Source organism: Halomonas sp. IOP_6, from assembly GCF_021151565.1.
GTDB classification, from domain to species: domain Bacteria; phylum Pseudomonadota; class Gammaproteobacteria; order Pseudomonadales; family Halomonadaceae; genus Vreelandella; species Vreelandella alkaliphila.
The window spans coordinates 25,897-44,827 of the sequence record NZ_JAIRBO010000009.1 but is presented as its reverse complement, the minus strand read 5'-3'; the positions used below and the strand labels follow the sequence as shown (position 1 = coordinate 44,827).

Annotated in this window: 18 protein-coding genes and 1 pseudogene; 4 read left to right on the top strand and 15 right to left on the bottom strand. The window is 53.5% G+C overall.

Annotated elements, in window-relative coordinates:
• Positions 1-132 precede the first annotated feature (132 nt).
• Positions 133-792 (top strand): isoprenoid biosynthesis glyoxalase ElbB, encoded by a 660-nt coding sequence (elbB, locus tag K7H08_RS15380; protein WP_095604510.1) that lies wholly within the window; start codon positions 133-135, stop codon positions 790-792.
• Between the two features lie 124 nt (positions 793-916).
• On the opposite strand, the gene tatC is transcribed toward elbB, so the two are convergent.
• The 13 genes and pseudogenes from tatC to K7H08_RS15315 form a co-directional block, all read right to left on the bottom strand.
• Complete coding sequence (gene tatC / locus K7H08_RS15375) at positions 917-1,699, bottom strand: twin-arginine translocase subunit TatC (protein WP_231658462.1); 783 nt, start codon at positions 1,697-1,699, stop codon at positions 917-919.
• A gap of 161 nt (positions 1,700-1,860) precedes the next feature.
• Positions 1,861-2,247, bottom strand: a pseudogene (tatB, locus tag K7H08_RS15370) (Sec-independent protein translocase protein TatB); the annotation flags it as partial.
• A gap of 3 nt (positions 2,248-2,250) precedes the next feature.
• The gene (gene tatA / locus K7H08_RS15365; protein WP_089039797.1) at positions 2,251-2,535 is read right to left on the bottom strand and encodes a Sec-independent protein translocase subunit TatA; all 285 of its coding nucleotides are present in this window, start codon (positions 2,533-2,535) and stop codon (positions 2,251-2,253) included.
• A 23-nt stretch (positions 2,536-2,558) separates the two neighbouring features.
• On the bottom strand, positions 2,559-2,915 hold the full coding sequence (locus tag K7H08_RS15360; protein WP_095604533.1) for a phosphoribosyl-ATP diphosphatase: 357 nt from the start codon (positions 2,913-2,915) through the stop codon (positions 2,559-2,561).
• A 96-nt stretch (positions 2,916-3,011) separates the two neighbouring features.
• Positions 3,012-4,634: a ubiquinone biosynthesis regulatory protein kinase UbiB gene (gene ubiB / locus K7H08_RS15355; RefSeq protein ID WP_038478112.1), complete on the bottom strand. Its 1,623-nt coding sequence runs from the start codon at positions 4,632-4,634 to the stop codon at positions 3,012-3,014.
• A complete protein-coding gene (locus tag K7H08_RS15350; protein ID WP_231658460.1) occupies positions 4,634-5,311 on the bottom strand; it encodes a ubiquinone biosynthesis accessory factor UbiJ in 678 nt (225 codons plus the stop codon). Before K7H08_RS15350 ends, ubiB begins: the two co-directional genes overlap by 1 nt.
• A 22-nt stretch (positions 5,312-5,333) precedes the next feature.
• Positions 5,334-6,089 carry a bifunctional demethylmenaquinone methyltransferase/2-methoxy-6-polyprenyl-1,4-benzoquinol methylase UbiE gene (gene ubiE / locus K7H08_RS15345; RefSeq protein ID WP_038478106.1) on the bottom strand — a complete coding sequence of 252 codons (756 nt, stop codon included), beginning with the start codon at positions 6,087-6,089 and terminating at the stop codon, positions 5,334-5,336.
• 121 nt (positions 6,090-6,210) lie between these two features.
• Positions 6,211-6,612: a gamma-butyrobetaine hydroxylase-like domain-containing protein gene (locus K7H08_RS15340; protein ID WP_038478102.1), complete on the bottom strand. Its 402-nt coding sequence runs from the start codon at positions 6,610-6,612 to the stop codon at positions 6,211-6,213.
• Positions 6,613-6,849: 237 nt separating this feature from the next.
• A complete protein-coding gene (gene hslU / locus K7H08_RS15335; protein ID WP_083006999.1) occupies positions 6,850-8,172 on the bottom strand; it encodes an ATP-dependent protease ATPase subunit HslU in 1,323 nt (440 codons plus the stop codon).
• Between the two features lie 10 nt (positions 8,173-8,182).
• Complete coding sequence (hslV, locus tag K7H08_RS15330) at positions 8,183-8,716, bottom strand: ATP-dependent protease subunit HslV (protein ID WP_009724832.1); 534 nt, start codon at positions 8,714-8,716, stop codon at positions 8,183-8,185.
• A 210-nt stretch (positions 8,717-8,926) separates the two neighbouring features.
• Positions 8,927-9,694 carry an SPOR domain-containing protein gene (locus K7H08_RS15325; RefSeq protein WP_231658459.1) on the bottom strand — a complete coding sequence of 256 codons (768 nt, stop codon included), beginning with the start codon at positions 9,692-9,694 and terminating at the stop codon, positions 8,927-8,929.
• A 3-nt stretch (positions 9,695-9,697) separates the two neighbouring features.
• A complete protein-coding gene (gene argS / locus K7H08_RS15320) occupies positions 9,698-11,383 on the bottom strand; it encodes an arginine--tRNA ligase (protein ID WP_231658458.1) in 1,686 nt (561 codons plus the stop codon).
• A 144-nt stretch (positions 11,384-11,527) separates the two neighbouring features.
• Entirely contained in the window at positions 11,528-13,912 is a 2,385-nt protein-coding gene (locus K7H08_RS15315) for a primosomal protein N' (protein WP_231658457.1), read from the bottom strand.
• A gap of 19 nt (positions 13,913-13,931) precedes the next feature.
• On the opposite strand from K7H08_RS15315, the gene rpmE reads away from it, so the two are divergent.
• Positions 13,932-14,147 carry a 50S ribosomal protein L31 gene (rpmE, locus tag K7H08_RS15310; RefSeq protein WP_009724828.1) on the top strand — a complete coding sequence of 72 codons (216 nt, stop codon included), beginning with the start codon at positions 13,932-13,934 and terminating at the stop codon, positions 14,145-14,147.
• Positions 14,148-14,630: 483 nt separating this feature from the next.
• Positions 14,631-15,902, top strand: a complete 1,272-nt coding sequence (locus tag K7H08_RS15305; protein ID WP_038478085.1) for a malic enzyme-like NAD(P)-binding protein — start codon at positions 14,631-14,633, stop codon at positions 15,900-15,902.
• Between the two features lie 80 nt (positions 15,903-15,982).
• Here the strand turns inward: K7H08_RS15305 and K7H08_RS15300 are convergent, their stop codons facing one another.
• Positions 15,983-16,807: an acyl-CoA thioesterase gene (locus tag K7H08_RS15300; protein WP_095604519.1), complete on the bottom strand. Its 825-nt coding sequence runs from the start codon at positions 16,805-16,807 to the stop codon at positions 15,983-15,985.
• Between the two features lie 110 nt (positions 16,808-16,917).
• On the opposite strand from K7H08_RS15300, the gene tadA reads away from it, so the two are divergent.
• The gene (gene tadA / locus K7H08_RS15295; RefSeq protein WP_217181852.1) at positions 16,918-17,370 is read left to right on the top strand and encodes a tRNA adenosine(34) deaminase TadA; all 453 of its coding nucleotides are present in this window, start codon (positions 16,918-16,920) and stop codon (positions 17,368-17,370) included.
• 49 nt (positions 17,371-17,419) lie between these two features.
• Here the strand turns inward: tadA and mltF are convergent, their stop codons facing one another.
• On the bottom strand, positions 17,420-18,886 hold the full coding sequence (gene mltF, locus K7H08_RS15290; protein ID WP_038478076.1) for a membrane-bound lytic murein transglycosylase MltF: 1,467 nt from the start codon (positions 18,884-18,886) through the stop codon (positions 17,420-17,422).
• Positions 18,887-18,931: the final 45 nt, after the last annotated feature.

The following is an 18,931-nucleotide window of genomic DNA, read 5'->3' as shown; positions in this document are numbered from 1 at the left end:
GCACTGCAGCGAAAGCGGGCTTGTGATAGCTGGCTTGTAGTGGCTTTATAGACTGACTAAAGTGAGCCACTCAGCGACGCTAAGTGGCGACGATTTAACAGCGATAATAAGCGCTACGATAAGGAGATAAGCATGACCAAACAGGTAGCAATCGTATTAGCAGGCTGCGGCGTTTTTGATGGTTCTGAAATCTATGAAACAACGCTAACGCTGCTGCGCCTTGATCAGTTAGGGATTGGCTATCGCTGCTTTGCGCCGGATGTCGCTCAGCATCATGTGATTAACCACTTAACCCAAGAGCCTGTCGAGGGCGAGCAGCGCAATGTACTGCTGGAGTCGGCGCGCCTTGCCCGTGGTGATATTAGCCCGATTACTGAGCTAGATGCAGATGACTTTGATGCGGTCATTGTTCCTGGTGGCTTTGGTGTCGCTAAAAACCTGTCTGATTTTGCCGACCAGGGCGATAGCATGCAGGTACTTGAGAGCGTGAAAGAGGCGCTGGTAGGCTTTAAAGAAGAGGCAAAACCCATTGGCCTGATGTGTATTGCTCCTGTTTTGGTCCCGCGCCTGCTTGGCGAAGGTGTGGCCGTGACGATTGGTCATGATCCGAGTGTTTCTGGCGCCATTAGTGCGATGGGTGGCCTGCATCGCAGCTGTGGCGTAGAAGACATTGTGGTAGATCATGAGCATCGGGTGGTAACGACGCCTGCTTACATGCTGGCGACCCGTATCAGTGAGGCCGCAACAGGTATCTTTAAGTTGGTAGACCGCATTGATGAAATGATGGGCTAATGTTTTCTAGGTAATCGGCTATTCGTATGAAGAGCAAAAGCCTCTCGTATGAAGAGCAAAAGCCTCTGTCATGTTCCCATGGCAGAGGCTTTTTTTGAGCAGTGTATCGCCTTTAATAGTGCTTTTAGGTCTCTTGTTCCTCAGCGTCATCCGCCTTTGCCTTACGGCGTACCAACCGGCCAAACAATAGGCCCACCTCATAAAGTAGATACATCGGTATCGCTAACAGGCTTTGAGAAATAATGTCGGGAGGAGTAAGCAGCATGCCCACCACAAAGCAGCCTAAAATAATGTAGGGGCGCTTTTTAGAAAGGCTCTCGACCGTGGTCGCGCCAGACAGTATTAGCAGAAATGTTGCGATGGGGATTTCAAACGCAACACCAAAGGCGAAAAATAGCTTAAGTACAAAGTTCAAATACTGATTAATATCGGTCATTACCGCCACGTTTTCCGGCCCGGTCTGGGTGAAAAACTCAAAGAGCAGCGGAAAAACCACGTAATAAGCGAAGGCTGCCCCAGCGTAAAATAGCGCTATGCTAGAGACCAGAATGGGTATCGCCAGCGCTTTTTCGTTATCGTAAAGCCCAGGTGCTACAAATGCCCATGCTTGGTGCAGTACGAAGGGGATAGCGATAAAGACGGCGACTACCAGGGTTAGTTTGAAGGGCGCCAAGAAGGGCGAGGCTACCTCGGTGGCGATCATCTGTGAGCCTTCTGGCAACAGTGCCATTAATGGCTCAGCCACAAAGCTGTAGATGTCATTAGCAAAGGCATAAAGGCCAAGAAATACGACTAATATAACCACGACCGCTTTCATAAGCCGCGAGCGTAGTTCAATCAGGTGCTCGATAAGAGGCGCTTGGCCTTGGTCTTTACGTGGCTCCTGGGGGGCGCCAGACATGCTCATTGGTGATTACTATCCTTTGTAAGATCCGCCTTTGTAAGATCCGCCTTTTTAGCATCGGCATTTCCCACATCCGCCTGCTTGACGTTAGCCTTGCTAGACTCATTTTTGCCGCTAGGATTCAGCGCGCGCAGTTCATCGGTAGCACGTTGATGAGGCGTTGAGGAAGAGGCTGCTGGCGTGTCTTCGCGTACTGTTTGCAGGGCATCATCTAACCGAGCACTCGCGTTGGCAACCCGCTGCTCGGTCTCGTTTTGGGACGCTTGTGTCGAAGTGCTGGAAGGAGAGGGGGCGTCGGCAATGCTCTCAACATCCTGCTTGGCTTTTTTGAGACTGTCATCGAGCTTTTTCTGTTGCTCGTTGAGTTTTTGACGCAACTCCTCTGCTTCCAACTGAGCGCTGATCTCGCGCTGCATACCGGATACCGTACGCTTGATTTTGCCAATCCACATGCCTGCTGTGCGAGCGGCTCTAGGCAGGCGCTCTGGGCCAAGCACCAGAAGCCCGACGATACCAATCAGCATCAGTTCAAGAAAGCCGATATCCAGCATGGGTTATTTGCGCTCTTCGTTACGTTCTGTGGGGCGTTCTTCGGCGGCACGCTTCTCTTCTGCTTGAACATCATAGGTGTTACCAGCCTCTTCGTGGCTTACCTTCGCCTGAGGTTGGTCAGCATCTTTTTTGTCGCCGTCTTTCTCTTCTTCGTTAATGGCCTTCTTAAAGCCTTTGACTGCACCGCCTAAGTCGGTGCCCACATTACGCAGTTTCTTGGTGCCGAAAATTAGGATGATAATGCCCAGAACAATCAGCAACTGCCAAATACTGATACCACCTAACATATGCATTTCCTCATCAGTGCAGGTTAACGTTGTGTGCGGGATGCTTTTTCGTCATGACCAGAAATACCAAACCGCCGTGCTAGCTCATCTAAAACGCGCTGATGATCCAGTTCAAGGTGCGACAGCATCACCAAACTATGAAACCACAGGTCGGCGGTTTCAGCGATCACAGCTTGATGCGCCTGCTCGCCGCCGTGCTCGGCATCTTTAGCAGCCAAAATTGTTTCGGTCGCCTCTTCGCCGACTTTTTCGAGTATCTTGTTCAAACCCTTATGATGCAAGGAGGCAACATAAGAATCTTCTGCACAAGCATGTCGACGCTGCTTTAAGACCTCCGCGAGTGTATCTAGCACTTGCGTCGTCTGGGTAGAATCAGTCATAGGCATCCTTTTATCAATCATCACAGCGCTTTCGCCAAAGATCAGTGCTTTCGCCAAGGGCGACACTGAGACGCTCTATCTTACTGCCAGAATGTTTCATTGCCATAGCAGCAGCAACAAACCTACTCCCGCAGCTGCTAAAACAGGCCACTCTTGAGCCGATGCCCAGCTGCTCAGCGGCTGCCAAGCCAGGGCAATAGCAAGCAAAATAAGTCCGATACGCAGTCGGTAATGACGTTTATGCTGGCGCGTCAGTTGCTGCTGAACGGTACTAATGGAGTTCACTTGCTGATGACGCTGGCGGTGTTCATGCTCCATTCGGCTCAGCGCTTGATGCGCTAACACGGGTAGCTCAGGCAACTGATGAGAAAGCTCCGGCGCTTGGCGTTTGAGCGACTCCCAAAGGCCGCCGATACCAGCGCGCTGTTTCATCCACTTTTCTAGATATGGTTTCGCAGTGCTCCACAGATCCAGTTCAGGGTAAAGCTGACGACCCAGCCCTTCGATGTTAAGCAGCGTTTTTTGCAACAATACTAACTGTGGCTGTACTTCCATATTAAAGCGTCGTGCTGTTTGAAACAGTCCTAACAGCACCTGCCCAAACGAAATATCTTTTAGCGGCTTTTCAAGAATGGGCTCGCATACGGTACGAATAGCGGCTGCAAACTCGTTAGCGCGCGTGTTTTCGCCCACCCAGCCGGACTCAATATGTAACGCCGCTACTTCGTAATAATCTTGATGGAAAAAGGCCAGTAGGTTGCGTGCTAGGTAGTCTTGATCTTCTCGGGTAAGGCTCCCCACGATGCCGCAGTCGATGGCGATATACTGTGGATCTTCAGGATCATCGCAGTTAACAAAGATATTGCCGGGGTGCATATCGGCATGGAAGAAGTTATCTCGGAAGACCTGGGTGAAGAAGATTTCTACGCCGCGTTCAGCCAGCTTCTTAAGGTTGGTTCCACGCGCAATAAGGGTATCTAAATCAGCCACTGGCACGCCGCGAATGCGCTCCTGGACCATGACATGGCGGCGGGTGTATGACCAATAGATTGTCGGCACAAACAGCAGCGGTGAGTCTTTGAAGTTACGCTTAAGTTGCGATGTGTTTGCCGCTTCTTTATAGAGATCAAGTTCGTCAAATAAGGTGGCTTCGTAATCACGAATCACTTCTACAGGGCGTAAGCGTTTTGCGTCAGGCACTTTACCCAGCAACTTAGCGATTTGATACATCAGCGCCATATCCTGACGCATAATGCGGTCGATGCCGGGGCGAATAATTTTGACGACGACATCTTCACCGCTATGCAGCGTTGCTGCATGCACCTGGGCAATCGATGCTGACGCCAAAGGCACTCGGTCAAAGGCGGCAAATGCCTCTACGAGCGACATTTCCAGCTCTTTTTCGACCCGTGCAGCGGCTAGTTCGCCGGGGAAGGGCGGCACTTGGTCTTGCAGCCGTTTTAATTCATCGGCGATGTCTTCGGGCAATAGGTCTCGACGGGTCGAGAGCATTTGGCCAAATTTAATAAAAATCGGCCCCAGCGCTTCCAGGGCCAGGCGCAGTCGCTCGCCGCGACTGCGCTGCCCGACAGGAAACAGTTTTAGAGGCGAAAGAGCCATTAAGGCACGTAGCCAGAACGGCAGCCGCTCAACGGGTATCAACGTATCTAAGCGATGGCGAGCCACTATCCAAGAGATTTTCAATAACCGCAGGCTCATCAGTGCGGCTCCTCGAGGTGTGGCTGCTTGTTTGGCGACTGACTGGCCGTCAACTGTGTCAAGCGCTTATGCAGGCGATTGAGTTTGGCTTCCAGGCGGTCGGTCGCGATCTCTAGCTCGGTCAAATGATCTCGGAGTACATCGCGCTGTTGGCGGCCGGGGAGTATGCGTGCTTCTTCAAATACGTATTCAGAAACGTCTTGCAGCAGCTCATCTTTCGCTCTTAGCCCCCAGCGTGCGGCGCGCCGGATACCTTCGGCCAGTGAATGGGCCGGCATATCCCCCAGCCAGCGAGCTAGCTCGCCTTCCCAGTCGATATCCAGATCAAAGAGCAGGTCGCGGGTGGCTTCCAAGAGGTGGATACGGCCACGCACAGAAAGCTTGCCATCAAACATCAACCGCTCAATGGAGGCACCACTTAACCACTCAGAGAGCGTTTCAGGGGTGAGCTCGACGATGGCGTCGACGTCAGTTTCGTCTAGATCATCGCCACGCAGCAAATCAATCCCCGCATGGTGATAGTGCAGCACCAACTGAAGGTGAGGCTTTTCAAGCCTTACCAGTAGTCGACTCCCTGCTAGCGCAGACAAGCGCACAGGTGAGGCCGGATCACGGGCAAGCAAGGCATTCAACGTGCGTTCACATCCGGCCAGCAACAGGGTCGGGGTGACTAGCATGCTGACCTCATTGTCGGTGAGTTCATAATTTAATGCCGCGGTGAAGGGCCACGATACCGCCGGTCAGGTTGGTATATTCAACCCGATCAAGCCCTGCCGTTTCCATCATGCCTTTCAGGGTTTCCTGGTCGGGATGCATGCGAATAGATTCGGCGAGGTAGCGATAACTCTCACCGTCTCCGGCCACTAGTTCGCCCATTTTAGGTAGAAGGCGGAAGGAGTACTCATCGTAGGCTTTCGACAGCAGCGCATTATTTGGCTTTGAAAACTCAAGCACTAGCAACCGTCCGCCGGGCTTTAGCACGCGTGTCATAGAGCGCAGTGCAGCGTCTTTATCGGTGACGTTGCGCAGTCCGAAGGCAATCGTAATGCAGTCAAAACTGTTGTCCGGAAATGGCAGGCACTCGGCGTTGGCTTGTACATACTCAACGTTGCCTCCGACGCCATTATCCATCAGTTTGTCGCGGCCAACGTTAAGCATGGAGGCGTTAATGTCGGCCAATACCACTTTGCCACGCGGGCCAACCAGGCGAGAGAATTTGAGTGTTAAATCGCCAGTGCCGCCGGCAATATCCAGCACATGGTGCCCAGGACGAACGCCTGCGCGCTCAATAGTAAGGCGTTTCCAGACGCGATGGATACCCATAGACATCAAGTCATTCATGATGTCATAGCGCGCAGCTACCGAATGAAAGACATCGGCAACACGAGACGCTTTTTCGTCAACTGCGACTTCCTGATAACCAAAATGGGTGGTGCGTTTTTCAGTGGGGCTCATGGGGCTCTAGCTCCCGAGTTCGAGGCGGTAATAGTCGACCAAAAGGTCGTCGCAATAAATGGTTAGCGACATTGTAGCCTTCTCACCCCCAACTTGTCTGCGCTTCAACTGAGGTGAAGCGTCACAGCTGTTTGAATTGGATGCTGGCTGGTTCGCGGGAGGCGCCGGCCGCTTCTAGGCGTTGTAGGTAGTTTTGCCAATAATCTGTTTGGTGCTGAGCTAAGTCGTAAAGATAGTTCCAGCTGTAAAGTCCGCTGTCGTGGCCGTCGTCAAAGTGCAATTTCAGAGCGTAATTGCCGGCTTGGGTAATGTTTTGCAGGCCGACATCTTTTTTACCCACTTGCAGCACGGCAGTATCGCCGCCGTGGCCACGCACTTCGGCTGAAGGTGAATAAACCCGTAAAAATTCGACAGGCAGTCGAAAGCTTTCACCCGTGGCGTAGCTAAGTTCTAGCTCGCGAGCCTGCTTATGGTAGTGAACCCGCGTTGGGGTGGGGGCATTCGTAGAAGTAGGGGCATTCATGGATGACGTCACCTTTTACGATATTGAGCTAAAGCGGATTGACCGACTATTTGCGCTTTAGCAAATGCGTGAAGGCAAGCGCCACGGCTAACGTTTGATCGACAGGACGTCGATCAAGCACGAGCAACAGGGATGTTGTTATCGTGCGTAACGTTAGACGCAGCGCAGCCTGAACAGCGGCATTTGCTTGCGTAAAAAGCGGGCAAGCTGTTGCGGGCTATACCGATATAAGCGCGTTTACAAAATATAGCGCGATAGGTCTTCGTCTACTGCTAGCTCACCCAGTTGGGCATTGACGTAATCGGCATCGATGACCAGCGGGCTATCCATGTCGCCGCCTTTAAATGAGGCTTCTTCGAGCAGCCGTTCCAGCACTGTATGTAGACGGCGAGCGCCAATATTCTCGGTGCCTTCGTTCACTTGCCAGGAAATCTCGGCAATACGCTCGATACCGTCTGGAGTGAACTCGATATCCAGCCCTTCGGTAGCCAGCAGCGCTTGGTACTGCTTGGTGAGCGAGGCGGATGGCTCGGTGAGAATCCGCTGGAAATCGCCGGGGGTCAGCGCATCCAGCTCAACACGGATCGGCAAGCGTCCTTGTAGCTCTGGAATAAGGTCCGAGGGACGCGATAGGTGGAAGGCACCCGAAGCAATAAACAGGATATGATCGGTTTTGACCATGCCGTATTTGGTTGAAACGGTAGAGCCTTCGATTAACGGCAGCAGGTCACGCTGAACGCCTTCACGGGAGACTTCGCCACCGCTAGACTGGCCGCTACCCTTGGCAACTTTGTCGATCTCATCTAAGAAGACAATCCCATGCTGTTCAACGGCTTCGACAGCGCGGGCTTTGATCTCTTCTTCATTGACCAGCTTGCCCGCTTCTTCATCGCGCAGCAAAACCAGTGCTTCTTTGACTGTTACACGGCGCTGTTCGCGCTTTTGCTGGCCCATGTTGGAGAACAGGCTCTGTAGCTGGTTGGTCATCTCCTCCATGCCTGGCGGCGTCATTATGTCGATGCCTTGCCCATGGGAAGAGATTTCGATGTCGATCTCTTTATCATCCAACTGACCTTCCCGAAGCTTTTTGCGGAAGGTTTGACGTGTACCGTTATCTTCCCGAGGCTTATCTTCCTGGCCACGGGGCGGTGGTAGCAGTGCATCTAGAACGCGATCTTCAGCGGCATCTTCAGCGCGATGGCCGACTTCTTCCTTCGCGTGTTCACGAACCATTTTGATGGCGGCTTCCATCAAGTCGCGAATAATCGACTCGACGTCCCGGCCTACATAGCCGACTTCGGTAAATTTAGTGGCCTCGACCTTGATGAAGGGCGCTCTGGCTAGCTTGGCGAGGCGGCGAGCAATTTCAGTTTTACCCACGCCGGTAGGGCCAATCATCAGAATATTTTTTGGTGTCACTTCCGGGCGCAACTCATCGTCTAGTTGCATGCGACGCCAGCGGTTACGCAGGGCAATGGCCACGGCGCGCTTGGCATCTTGTTGACCAATGATGTATTGATCCAGGGCGTGGACGATTTCGCGGGGTGTCATCTGAGTCATAAAAAGGGCCTCAACGGTCGTTGATGTTCAGCTCTTCGAGCGTCACGTGGTGATTGGTAAATACGCAGATGTCGCCGGCGATTTCGAGAGACTTTTCAGTAATTTCACGAGCAGAAAGCTCGGTGTTTTCCAATAGTGCGCGGGCACTTGCCTGGGCAAAGTTGCCGCCAGAGCCAATAGCAATAATGCCGCGTTCAGGCTCAACCACATCACCGTTACCGGTAATAATCAGCGAGGCGCTGTGGTCCGCTACGGCCAGTAGTGCTTCCAGGCGGCGCAGAGCTCGATCGGTGCGCCAATCTTTGGCCAACTCAACCGCTGCTTTGGTGAGGTGTCCTTGGTATTTTTCTAACTGCGCTTCAAAACGCTCAAACAGGGTGAAGGCATCGGCGGTGCCGCCAGCAAAACCAGCGAGTACTTTGCCACGATACAGGCGGCGTACTTTGCTCGCGTTGCCTTTCATTACGGTGTTGCCCAGAGATACTTGGCCGTCGCCTGCAAGGGCAACCTGATTACCGCGGCGTACGGATACAATAGTGGTCATGGAGATAACTCCTTGGGGGAGACACATGCTCCCGATGACTGATCGGCCATTTTAAAAGACCGTATAAAAAGCGATTCACAACAAAATGCGGGCGGCTGATAAAAAATCAACCGCCCGCTAAATAAAGCTGTTAGATAAACTGTTTTTTTAACGGGGCTTATGGCGATGAAAGCCTGTCTAGCCCTTGGGTTAAAGTAGTCTGTGGTTAGACTAGTTCTGCAGTTGGATCAGCAGTGGCTCAATGCCTTGTGTGGCCATTAAGTCTTGGGCGCGGTTAAGCTCACGAGTATCTTCGTAAGGGCCTACTTGAACACGGTGCCAAGTATCGCCATTAGCCTTTACTTCGCTAACTTGCGCTAGCAGGCTTAAGTTGCGCAGACGGCCACGCAACTGCTCGGCATCGCTTAGCTCTCGAAACGACGCAGCCTGTAGCATGTAGCGGTTAGGCGTGTTGCTGGCAGGCGCTTGCTGGGCAGCGGCCACTTGCTCTTCAGGGCGCATATTAGCCGCAATAACCTGAGCAATAGGGTCATCGTTCTGACGCGTACTTGCGCTGCTTGTCGTTGTTTCGTTAGCTGTCGCGCTGTTACTTGCCGTCGTTTGTTCTTGCTGTGCTGCTGCCTCGGGGCGATTTACGGTTGATGGCAGCGACACGCCTGGAGCAATGACTTCTGTATCTGGCAGCAGCGTGTAGAACTCAAACGTTGGCATTGATGGCTCGGCGACGGTTTCTGTTTGACGCGCAGCGCTACGCTCATCGCTGTCAGCAGGCTTAGGCAAGACAGTCGCTTGGGGCGTGTCTTCCTGCTCTTGCCAAGGAGCGGTGCCATGTTGATGCTGTGCTAGGAAGAAGCCTGCCGCTAAGCCTGCTATCCCCCAAAGCCAGCCAGGAATTTTGAATCCGCCACCTGAGCTTTTGCTGGCTTTGCGCTGAGAGGTTGCCCCTCGGCGGGCGGGCTTCTCTTTTGGGCTGGCCATCGCTTACATCTCCTCTGGGGCGCTGACCCCCATAAGATCAAGGCCGTTGCGAAGCACCTGTTTGGTTGCTAGGCCAAGAGCTAAGCGTGTGTTACGCAGGGTATCGCCTTCAACCATGACTTTAACGGCGTTGTAGCACGTGTGGAAATCACCTGAAAGATCCAATAGATACTGAGCAACCTGCTGGGGCTCGCGATTTTTAGCGGCGTTTTCAACCACTTCTGGGTAGCGTGCCAAGCGATTAAGCACGGCCTTTTCCTGGTCGCTATCGAGCAGTGCGAGGTTAGCTAGAGCGACGCTGTGGTTGAATGGCTGGTCTGCATCTTCGGCTTTGCGCAGCATGCTGGATACCCGCGCATGGGCGTATTGAATGTAATACACCGGGTTATCGTTCGACTGCGAGCGCGCCAAGTCGATATCAAAGGTAAGCTGCGAATCCGCCCGGCGTGCGGCCAGGAAGAAGCGAGTAGCATCACGGCCAACTTCATCAATTAGGTCGCGCACGGTGACATAGCTGCCAGCACGTTTGGAAAGTTTTACCTCTACGCCTGAGCGGGTCACCATCACCATTTGATGCAGAACGTAGTCGGGCCAGCCTTTGGGAATGCCGACCTCCAGTGCCTGCAAGCCAGCACGAACACGGGTAACCGTGGAGTGGTGGTCAGCACCTTGCTCATTAATCACGGTTTTAAAGCCGCGTTGCCACTTATTCAGATGGTAGGCCACATCTGGCAAGAAGTAGGTGTAGCCACCTTCCCGTTTGCGCATCACTCGGTCTTTGTCATCGCCAAAGTCAGTGGTGCGCAGCCACATGGCACCGTCTTCTTCGTACGTATGGCCATTCGCAACGAGCTTCTCAACGGTTGCGTCTACTTTGCCGTCTTGATAAAGCGATGACTCAAGGAAGTAGACGTCAAACTCAACGCCAAACGCTTTCAGGTCTAAATCCTGTTCTCGGCGCAGCCAAGCGACAGCGAAGGCCTGAATGGCATCTAGGTCATTGGCATCTGCTTTAGCGGTGACTTCACGGTCATCGGCTGCCACCGTTCTGCCTGCCATGTAGTCGTTGGCCACATCAATGATGTACTCGCCGCGATAGCCGTCTTCTGGCCAACTGGGGTCATCTGGCCCAAGGCCCTTGGCGCGAGCTTGAACAGAAAGCGCCAGATTTTTGATCTGGGCGCCGGCATCGTTGTAATAAAATTCGCGCGTCACATCGTAGCCGGTGGCTTCTAACAGGCGGCAAATACAGTCGCCTATTGCTGCGCCACGGCCATGGCCAACATGAAGAGGTCCTGTCGGGTTGGCAGAAACAAACTCCACCTGGACTTTCTCGCCCTTGCCAATCAGGCTGCGGCCAAAAGCATCGCCGCTATCGAGCACCTGAGCAACAATTTGAGCGGCCGCATCCGTGGCAGCAAAAAAATTAATAAAGCCGGGGCCAGCAATCTCGGTTTTTTGAATTGCATCGCTAGCGGGGAGGGCGGCGACCAGTAGGTCGGCTAGCTCGCGAGGCTTCTTTGCTGCGGGCTTCGCCAGCATAAGGGCTAGGTTAGTGGCGTAGTCGCCGTGTGCTTTATCTTTAGTGGGGTCAACTTTAATCGTCGGCTGTAAATCGTCGGGCAGCACGCCTTGGTGCTTAAGCGCGTCAATCGCGCCTTCTAGCAAAGTAACAATTGTGTCTTTCATTTAAATATCCGAATGTCGTCAGTGGCGGCGTGTGCATGCGCTCATGTTAGGCAGCGGCAAAGCGGTCATTATCGGCAATTGGCGCGCAGTTTCAAAGCCGTATTACGTTACAGGGCGAGCCAATGGCCCACGATATGTCTATCTCTACGCGAGAGTTTGCGGGTCAATGTCGATTGACCATCGGACTTTGCGCGCCTCACGATTGGCTTCTAACCACTGTACCAGCCAGTTAGCAGCGGTATGGCGCTGGCTACGTTTGTCTGCTGCCAGCATGATGTGCACATGATAACGGTTTTGGCGGCGCTCCATGGGGGCTGGAACGGGGCCTAAGCAGCGCACCGGTAGTTTTACCATTGTTAACCATTGTTGAAGTGCTTGAGCAGCCTGCTGGCCCAAAGCAGTGGCAGCTTCTTCATAAGGGCTTTCAATGCGTAGCAATGCCATAAAGCAAAAAGGCGGCAGCATAGCGAGGCGGCGCTCTTCCAAAAGGCTGCGGGCGAGTGCGCCATAACCGTGCTCCGCAAGTTGGCCCAAGTGCGGGTCATCTGGGTGCAGCGTTTGTACCAGTACTCGCCCAGGATGAGCGGCACGTCCTGCGCGACCGGCGACCTGCTCCAGCAACTGCGCGCTGTGTTCCAACGCGCGAAAATCAGCAGCGTAAAGCCCACCGTCGGCATTAACGACGACGACCAGCGTGACATGAGGCAGGTGGTGGCCTTTCGCCAGCATCTGGGTGCCGACGAGCAAGCATGGCTCGCCTCGCTGGATCTCTTTGAGTATCTGCTCAAAGCTCTCTTTTTTACGCGTACTGTCGCGGTCAATACGGTGAACGGTGACGTTTGGGAACAATCCCTGCAACGTTTCTTCAGTTCGTTCGGTACCGCTGCCCAGGGCGCGTAGGTCACCGCTGCCACACTCGGGGCAAGCGTCTGGTAGCGCGCGTCGACTATCGCAATGGTGGCAGGCCAAAAGGGAAGGCTGGCGGTGCAGCGTCATGCGCGAGTCGCACTGTCCGCATTCGGCGATCCACCCACAGCTATGGCAAGCCAGCGTTGGTGCGAATCCCCGTCGGTTAATAAAAACGAGCGCCTGCTTGCCTGACGCTAAGGTGTTTTTGATAGCGGTGATGGCGCCGGGCAGAAGCCCCCCCTGGCGTCGCTGATGACGTAGGTCAATCAATTCAAGCTTGGCTGGTGGGTGTCGACTGGGACGTTGGGTAAGACGCAGATGGCGATAGTGGCCGGAAAGCGCTTGCTGCAAACTCTCAAAAGAAGGCGTGGCGCTGCCTAACAGCAGGGGGATATTGTGGTAATGAGCCCTGGCGACGGCTAAGTCCCGGGCGTGGTAGCGAAGCCCGTCGTGCTGTTTATAGGAGCCATCATGCTCTTCGTCGACGATAATGGCGCCTGGGTTTTTGAGTGGCGTAAAAATAGCCGAACGAGTGCCGATAATGACTAGCGCGCGGCCATTGGCAGCGGCTTCCCATACATCCAGGCGCTCCAGGTCGGTAAGCCCTGAGTGTAGCGCCACTACCGGTACCCTAAAGCGGCTCTTAAAGCGCGCCAGGGTTTGAGGCGTGAGGCCTATTTCAGGCACCAGTACCAGGGACTGCTTGCCTTTAGCGGCGAGGGCTTCAATTAGCTGAAGGTAGATTTCGGTTTTACCACTACCGGTCACGCCTTCAAGTAAGCAGGGATGGTAGCTTTCGAGCTTTTCATGCAATACGGCAAGTGCCGAGGCCTGCTCTCTGTTCAGCGGCAGTGATGGTGAGGCCAGCAGGTTGCCGCCAGCGGACGGTGTTGGGGTTAGCGTGGTTTCCTGGGCACGGGCGAAGCCCTTTTTTTGCAAGGCTAGCAGCTGTTCACGGGTGAAACCATGAGCAGTGATTGCTCGACCAGCCAGTCCATGTGGATGCTGACGCAGCAGGGCATATAGCTCGGCTTGTTTCGGTGCTCGCTGAAGCGGCAGGTCGTCCCCAGTTGACAGCGGCAGCCACAGGGTCTGTGTTCGTCCCCCCATCGGATGGCCCTGGCGCAGCCGGGCAGGCATGGCCAGCTGCATCGTGTCGCCTAAGCTGTGCTGATAATAACGGGCCGTGAAATGGCATAGCCACTGCCAGTCGTTGGGCAGGGGGGTGTCATCGAGCACCTCGCTAATAGCGCGTAGCTTCCCGTGAGGCAGTTCGCTGCCATTGGCAAGTTCTGCCACCACGCCGACCACTTCTCTGCGGCCAAAGGGGACGCGTACTCTAAGGCCTATCTGCCAGCCACAAGCGGGTGGTTGGCGTGTTGGTAAATAGTCAAACAAACGCCGCAGTGGTGATGGTAGAGCGACTTTTAGCACTTGAAAAGGTGCTGAGGACCCGCCTTGAGGGCGTGCCTGGTTAGAAACAGAGTCGGACAATTGGCCTCCGGCGTTTAGTTTGCTAGAATGCGCGGCCGCTCTGAATCTATAGGATGGAGCGGTTAACCGGTTAGCAGTTTTTTCAAACCCGTATGCGGTGCCTGGCAACGGATCAGGTGGCGGCATACAGCTCATGAGGCTCAAGATGAAACAAGGTATCCACCCGAATTACAACACGGTCACCGCTAGCTGTTCTTGCGGTGCAAGCTTCCAGGTTGGTTCTACCTCTGGTCAGGACTTCTCTCTGGACGTGTGCTCCAACTGCCACCCGTTCTACACCGGTAAGCAGAAGCAAGCGACCACTGGTGGCCGTGTAGAACGCTTTAACAAGCGTTTCGGCGCTGCCGTTAAGCGCGGCTAATCCTAACGGATTTGCGCTGCTGCAAACACACAATGTGTTTGCAATATAAGCCCACGCTACGGCGTGGGCTTTTTATTCTCAGAGGCACGCTTTTTCCATTTTCCTTTCCCTTCCTTACCTGATAGGCCTTCTGAAGGCTTATTTTGCTTAGTAATAATGTATCCATGGATGCTTCTAGCAGATGTTTAAAATAGATACTTGTCCACAGCCGCTTCTGTAAAGGCAGGCCTGTGGAAAGGTTGGTTTTTTATGATTTTTAATGGAATTTATTTCCATAAATTCCGCATTGCATCAATAAGCAAACCTTTATGGCTACCGTGCTTATTTATAAGTTGCAGCAAATGGTGTTGAAAAGTTACGAACATGTTGGAAATGGGGTTGAAACAACTGTTTTTCTGCAAAGTTTACTACGTGCTTGAGGCGCATGGGTTTTTTCTATATTCTGGAGTGACTTTTCTACTTTAGGCTGATTGGACCTTGACCATGATGGATGCAAATAAGCAAGCGGCTTTGGATTATCACGCTAAACCGATTCCCGGTAAGCTGTCTGTGGAGTTAACCAAACCCACAGCTACCGCGCGTGATCTGGCGCTGGCGTATAGCCCTGGCGTTGCTGAGCCGGTTCGCGAAATCGCCCGTGAGGCGGAAAACGCGTATCGCTACACTGGTAAAGGGAATCTGGTCGCTGTCATTTCTGACGGAACTGCCATTCTAGGCCTTGGTAACCTTGGCCCGCTGGCCAGTAAGCCGGTTATGGAAGGTAAGGGCGTGCTGTTTAAGTGCTTTGCAGGCATTAACTCAGTCGATATTGAAGTGGATGCTGAAAGCCCGCAGGCGTTTATCGATACGGTGGCGCGTATTGCGGATACCTGGGGTGGTATTAACCTGGAAGATATCAAAGCCCCCGAATGCTTTGAAATCGAAAAAGCCTTGATTGATCGCTGCAGTATTCCAGTATTTCACGATGATCAGCATGGTACGGCCATTGTGACCGCTGCTGGTATGCTTAATGCGCTGGATATTGCCAATAAGCGTATTGAAGATGTGAAGATTGTCTGTATGGGCGCGGGAGCTGCAGCGATTGCCTGCATGCGTTTGCTAGTGTCGTGTGGCGCTAATAAAAAGAATTTGGTGATGCTTGATCGTCGCGGTGTTATTCACGCTGACCGCGATGGCATTAACGAGTATAAAGCTGAATTCGCCCGCCATACCAATATGCGCACGTTAGACGATGCCATCGACGGTGCTGATGTGTTTATTGGTCTTTCAGGCCCAGGGCTGCTTTCTGCCGAGCAAGTGAAAAAAATGGCCGCAGACCCGGTTATTTTCGCCTGTACTAACCCAGATCCGGAAATTCACCCAGCTGTGGCCCGCGAGGCACGCCCTGATGTGATCATGGCCACCGGCCGTTCGGACTTCCCGAATCAGGTAAATAACGTATTGGGTTTCCCGTTTATTTTCCGAGGTGCTTTAGATGTTCGGGCGACACGCATTAATGAAGCCATGAAGCTGGCTGCTGTCCACGCTCTGAAGGATCTAGCCCGAGAGCCGGTACCCCAAGAAGTGTTAGACGCCTACGAGCGCACTGAGATGAGTTTTGGGCGTGAGTACATTATCCCGACACCGGTCGATATTCGCCTGCTAGACCGAGTTTCTTCGGCGGTGGCTCAGGCAGCCGTAGACTCCGGTGTGGCGCGTAAGCCTTATCCCGCGCACTATCCGCTCAAAACTATTAATGACGTTTACGGTGCGTAAACTTTTTAACGCACGTTGATGTATCCTCCGACGCCCGCTGATAGCGGGCGTCGGTGTTTTTGCGCACCGGTTGATGCGCTTTAGTGCTGTTGCGGGTAGCGCACCAGTCCTTCTTGAGCGGTAGAGGCCACCAAGCGCCCATCGCGTCGATAAATATGACCGCGTGCTAAACCGCGGGCGCCGCCAGCCCAGGGAGAGTCAATCACGTAGAGTAACCAGTCATCCAGGCGGGTATCTTCGTGTAGCCACAGGGCATGGTCCAGGCTGGCGATGCGCAGTTTGGGATCGGTAAACTTGATACCGTGGGGAACCAGTCCGGTCGTTAGTAGGTTGAAGTCCGATGCGTAGGAAAGCAGGTGGCGATGCAGGGCTGGATCATCGGGCAGCGTTCCGCCCGCTAGGCGAAACCATAGGCACTGACCTGCAGGCGATGCATTGTCTGGATTGCCTTTTAAATGCAGAAACTCGATAGGATGACCTGGGAAACGCGCATGCTTTACATCTCCACTTTCGATTAACGCTTCTGGCGTAGGCACGTGGGGCATGGCGCGCTGGTGGTTAATGCTCTCTTCGGCGCTTTGAAACGAAGCGCTACAGAAGAAGATCGGGCGCCCTTTTTGAATAGCGGTAACGCGCCGAGTAGTAAAGCTACCACCATCGCGAATCGTGTCTACTTGGTAGACGACGGGGCGGTGAGGGTCGCCGGGACGCAGAAAATAGCCATGCTGTGAGTGTGGGCGGCGATCATCGGGCACGGTGCGGGCCGCAGCTGCTAATGCTTGGCCTAATACCTGGCCACCGTAGAGTTGTGGGAAGCCGAGGTCTTGGCTTTGGCCACGAAATAGCGTCTCTTCAAGTGTTTCCAGCTCTAGTAAGCTTACCAGTAACTTCAGCGCATCGTTCATTCTCGGTATCCTTAGTGCTGTCCGTTTGGCCGCTAATGTTTGCCAGGGTATCTATGCGGCTATGGCACAATTAAAACGATCGTTTTGCTACCTTAGCGGAGTTTGTCTTGATACGCAGCGACGAATTTTACATGCACCGAGCGCTTGACCAAGCACACCTTGCCTTTAAAGAGGGCGAGGTGCCGGTGGGGGCTGTAGTGGTGGATGCTCTGGGAACTATTATAGGTGCAGGGCGAAACTCACCGGTAGCTAGTTGCGACCCTAGCGGTCACGCGGAAATTCGCGCGCTGAGAGCAGCGGGACAGCAAGTAGGTAACTATCGCTTAGAGGGCTGCACACTATTTGTAACGCTTGAGCCATGCATGATGTGTGCGGGTGCCATGGTCCATGCCCGCTTAACACGCTTGGTGTATGGTGCGGCAGAGCCGCGCACGGGGATGGTCGAATCAAAAGCCAACTTGCTTGCTCAGCCGTGGTTCAATCATCAAGTAGTCGTCACCAGTGGTGTGCTGGCAGCGCCGGCAAAAAAATTGCTAAAACAGTTTTTTGCTACGAAACGCTAGCCCGCTACTATCGTCAACGAGTGGCGGTATAGAGAGTAGCAACCAATCATTATTCCATGGGTGGAATAATATCAAAGAGTAACAGAGGCTCATCGCTAACCAGTGTTTGTCCCAACTGGAAAAACTGCTGGCGACTGCGTTCGACGTACTCAATCATCTCGTAGTAGCGGCGAATGTTGCGTACATAGATCACAGGCTCACCGCCGCGTGCATAGCCATGGCGAGTTTGGCTGTGCCATTCCCGTTGCTGAAGTAAGGGCAGCGCTGCACGGACATCTTGCCAGCTGTCTGGGTTGCCGCCGCGCATTTCGGCGATCTTGCGGGCATCGTATAGGTGTCCAAGTCCAACGTTATAGGCTGCCATCGCCATGTAGAGCCGGTCATTGCCGACAATGCTCTCTGGCAGGCGATCTTTAATACTACGTAAATAGCGGGCGCCACCATCAATGCTCTGGGCAGGATTAGTGCGGTCAGCAATGCCCATCTCGCTGGCGGTTGGGTTGGTGAGCATCATTAGGCCGCGCACCCCGGTGGGAGACACTGCGTTAGGGTCCCAGTGAGATTCCTGATAGCCCACGGCGGCCAGCAGTTTCCAATCAAACCCCGTGTCTCGAGCAGCCTTTTTGAAAAGCTCGCTATAGGTTGGCAGGCGTTCATCAAGATGGGCTAAAAACGTGCGTGTTCCCACGTACTCCAAATAATCGTCATGGCCAAAATAGCGGCTGACGAGCTGCTCCAGCGTGCCACTTTCCTGCAGTTCTTGAAGAAACTGATTGGCAGTTTCCAATAGCCCCAGCCCGCGCCCGCTAGGTACCGCCCAGGCTAATGACAGCGGCTCTCCCAAAAAGAAACCGCGCTCGACGTTAGGGAAAAAGAGCCGATTGAGACGAAACTGATGATCAAAAATAATTGCGGCATCCAGCGTGCCGTTTTCCACCCGAGCCAGCAGTTCTGCTACTTCAAGCTCGTGAGACTCTTTCCAGCTTAAACTTGGGTAGTCGCGCTGAAGGGCGAGGAGTGATTGGCTGGTGCCTGCTTCGCTAAGCGTGCCTAATTCCAAACCAACTAAATTTTTTGGCTCGTTTATGCCGTTCAAGCCGCGACGATAAACCACCAGTGGCTGCATCTGGATAATTGAGCGGGTGTAATGAATGCCGGGTGAATCTGGCAGCAAGGGTAGCGCCGCAGCACCTAGGTCTCCTTGTTCTCGTACGGCAGGCAGCACGCTTTCAGGATGGTGGCTTGCATTGAGATTTAAGCTAACCCCCAAATAGTCAGCAAATCGATGCATCAGCTCATATTCAAAGCCAGTGGGGCCTTGGCGGCCTTCATAGTAAGTGGTTGGTGTGTTGCGGGTATGAATAGTAATAAATTCTTTCGCGATGATCTGAGCGAGGTGCTCACCTTGCGGTACCGGCGTGGTGGCGCGCGGAATTAACGCTAAGAAAAGCGTAACAATGACTGCAAAATAGGCGCGATAACACGCTATAAAATGTCGGCAAATCAACGTCAGCATGGCGTCTTGTCGGCATGAAACAAGCTGCCACGATACCCAGCCTGA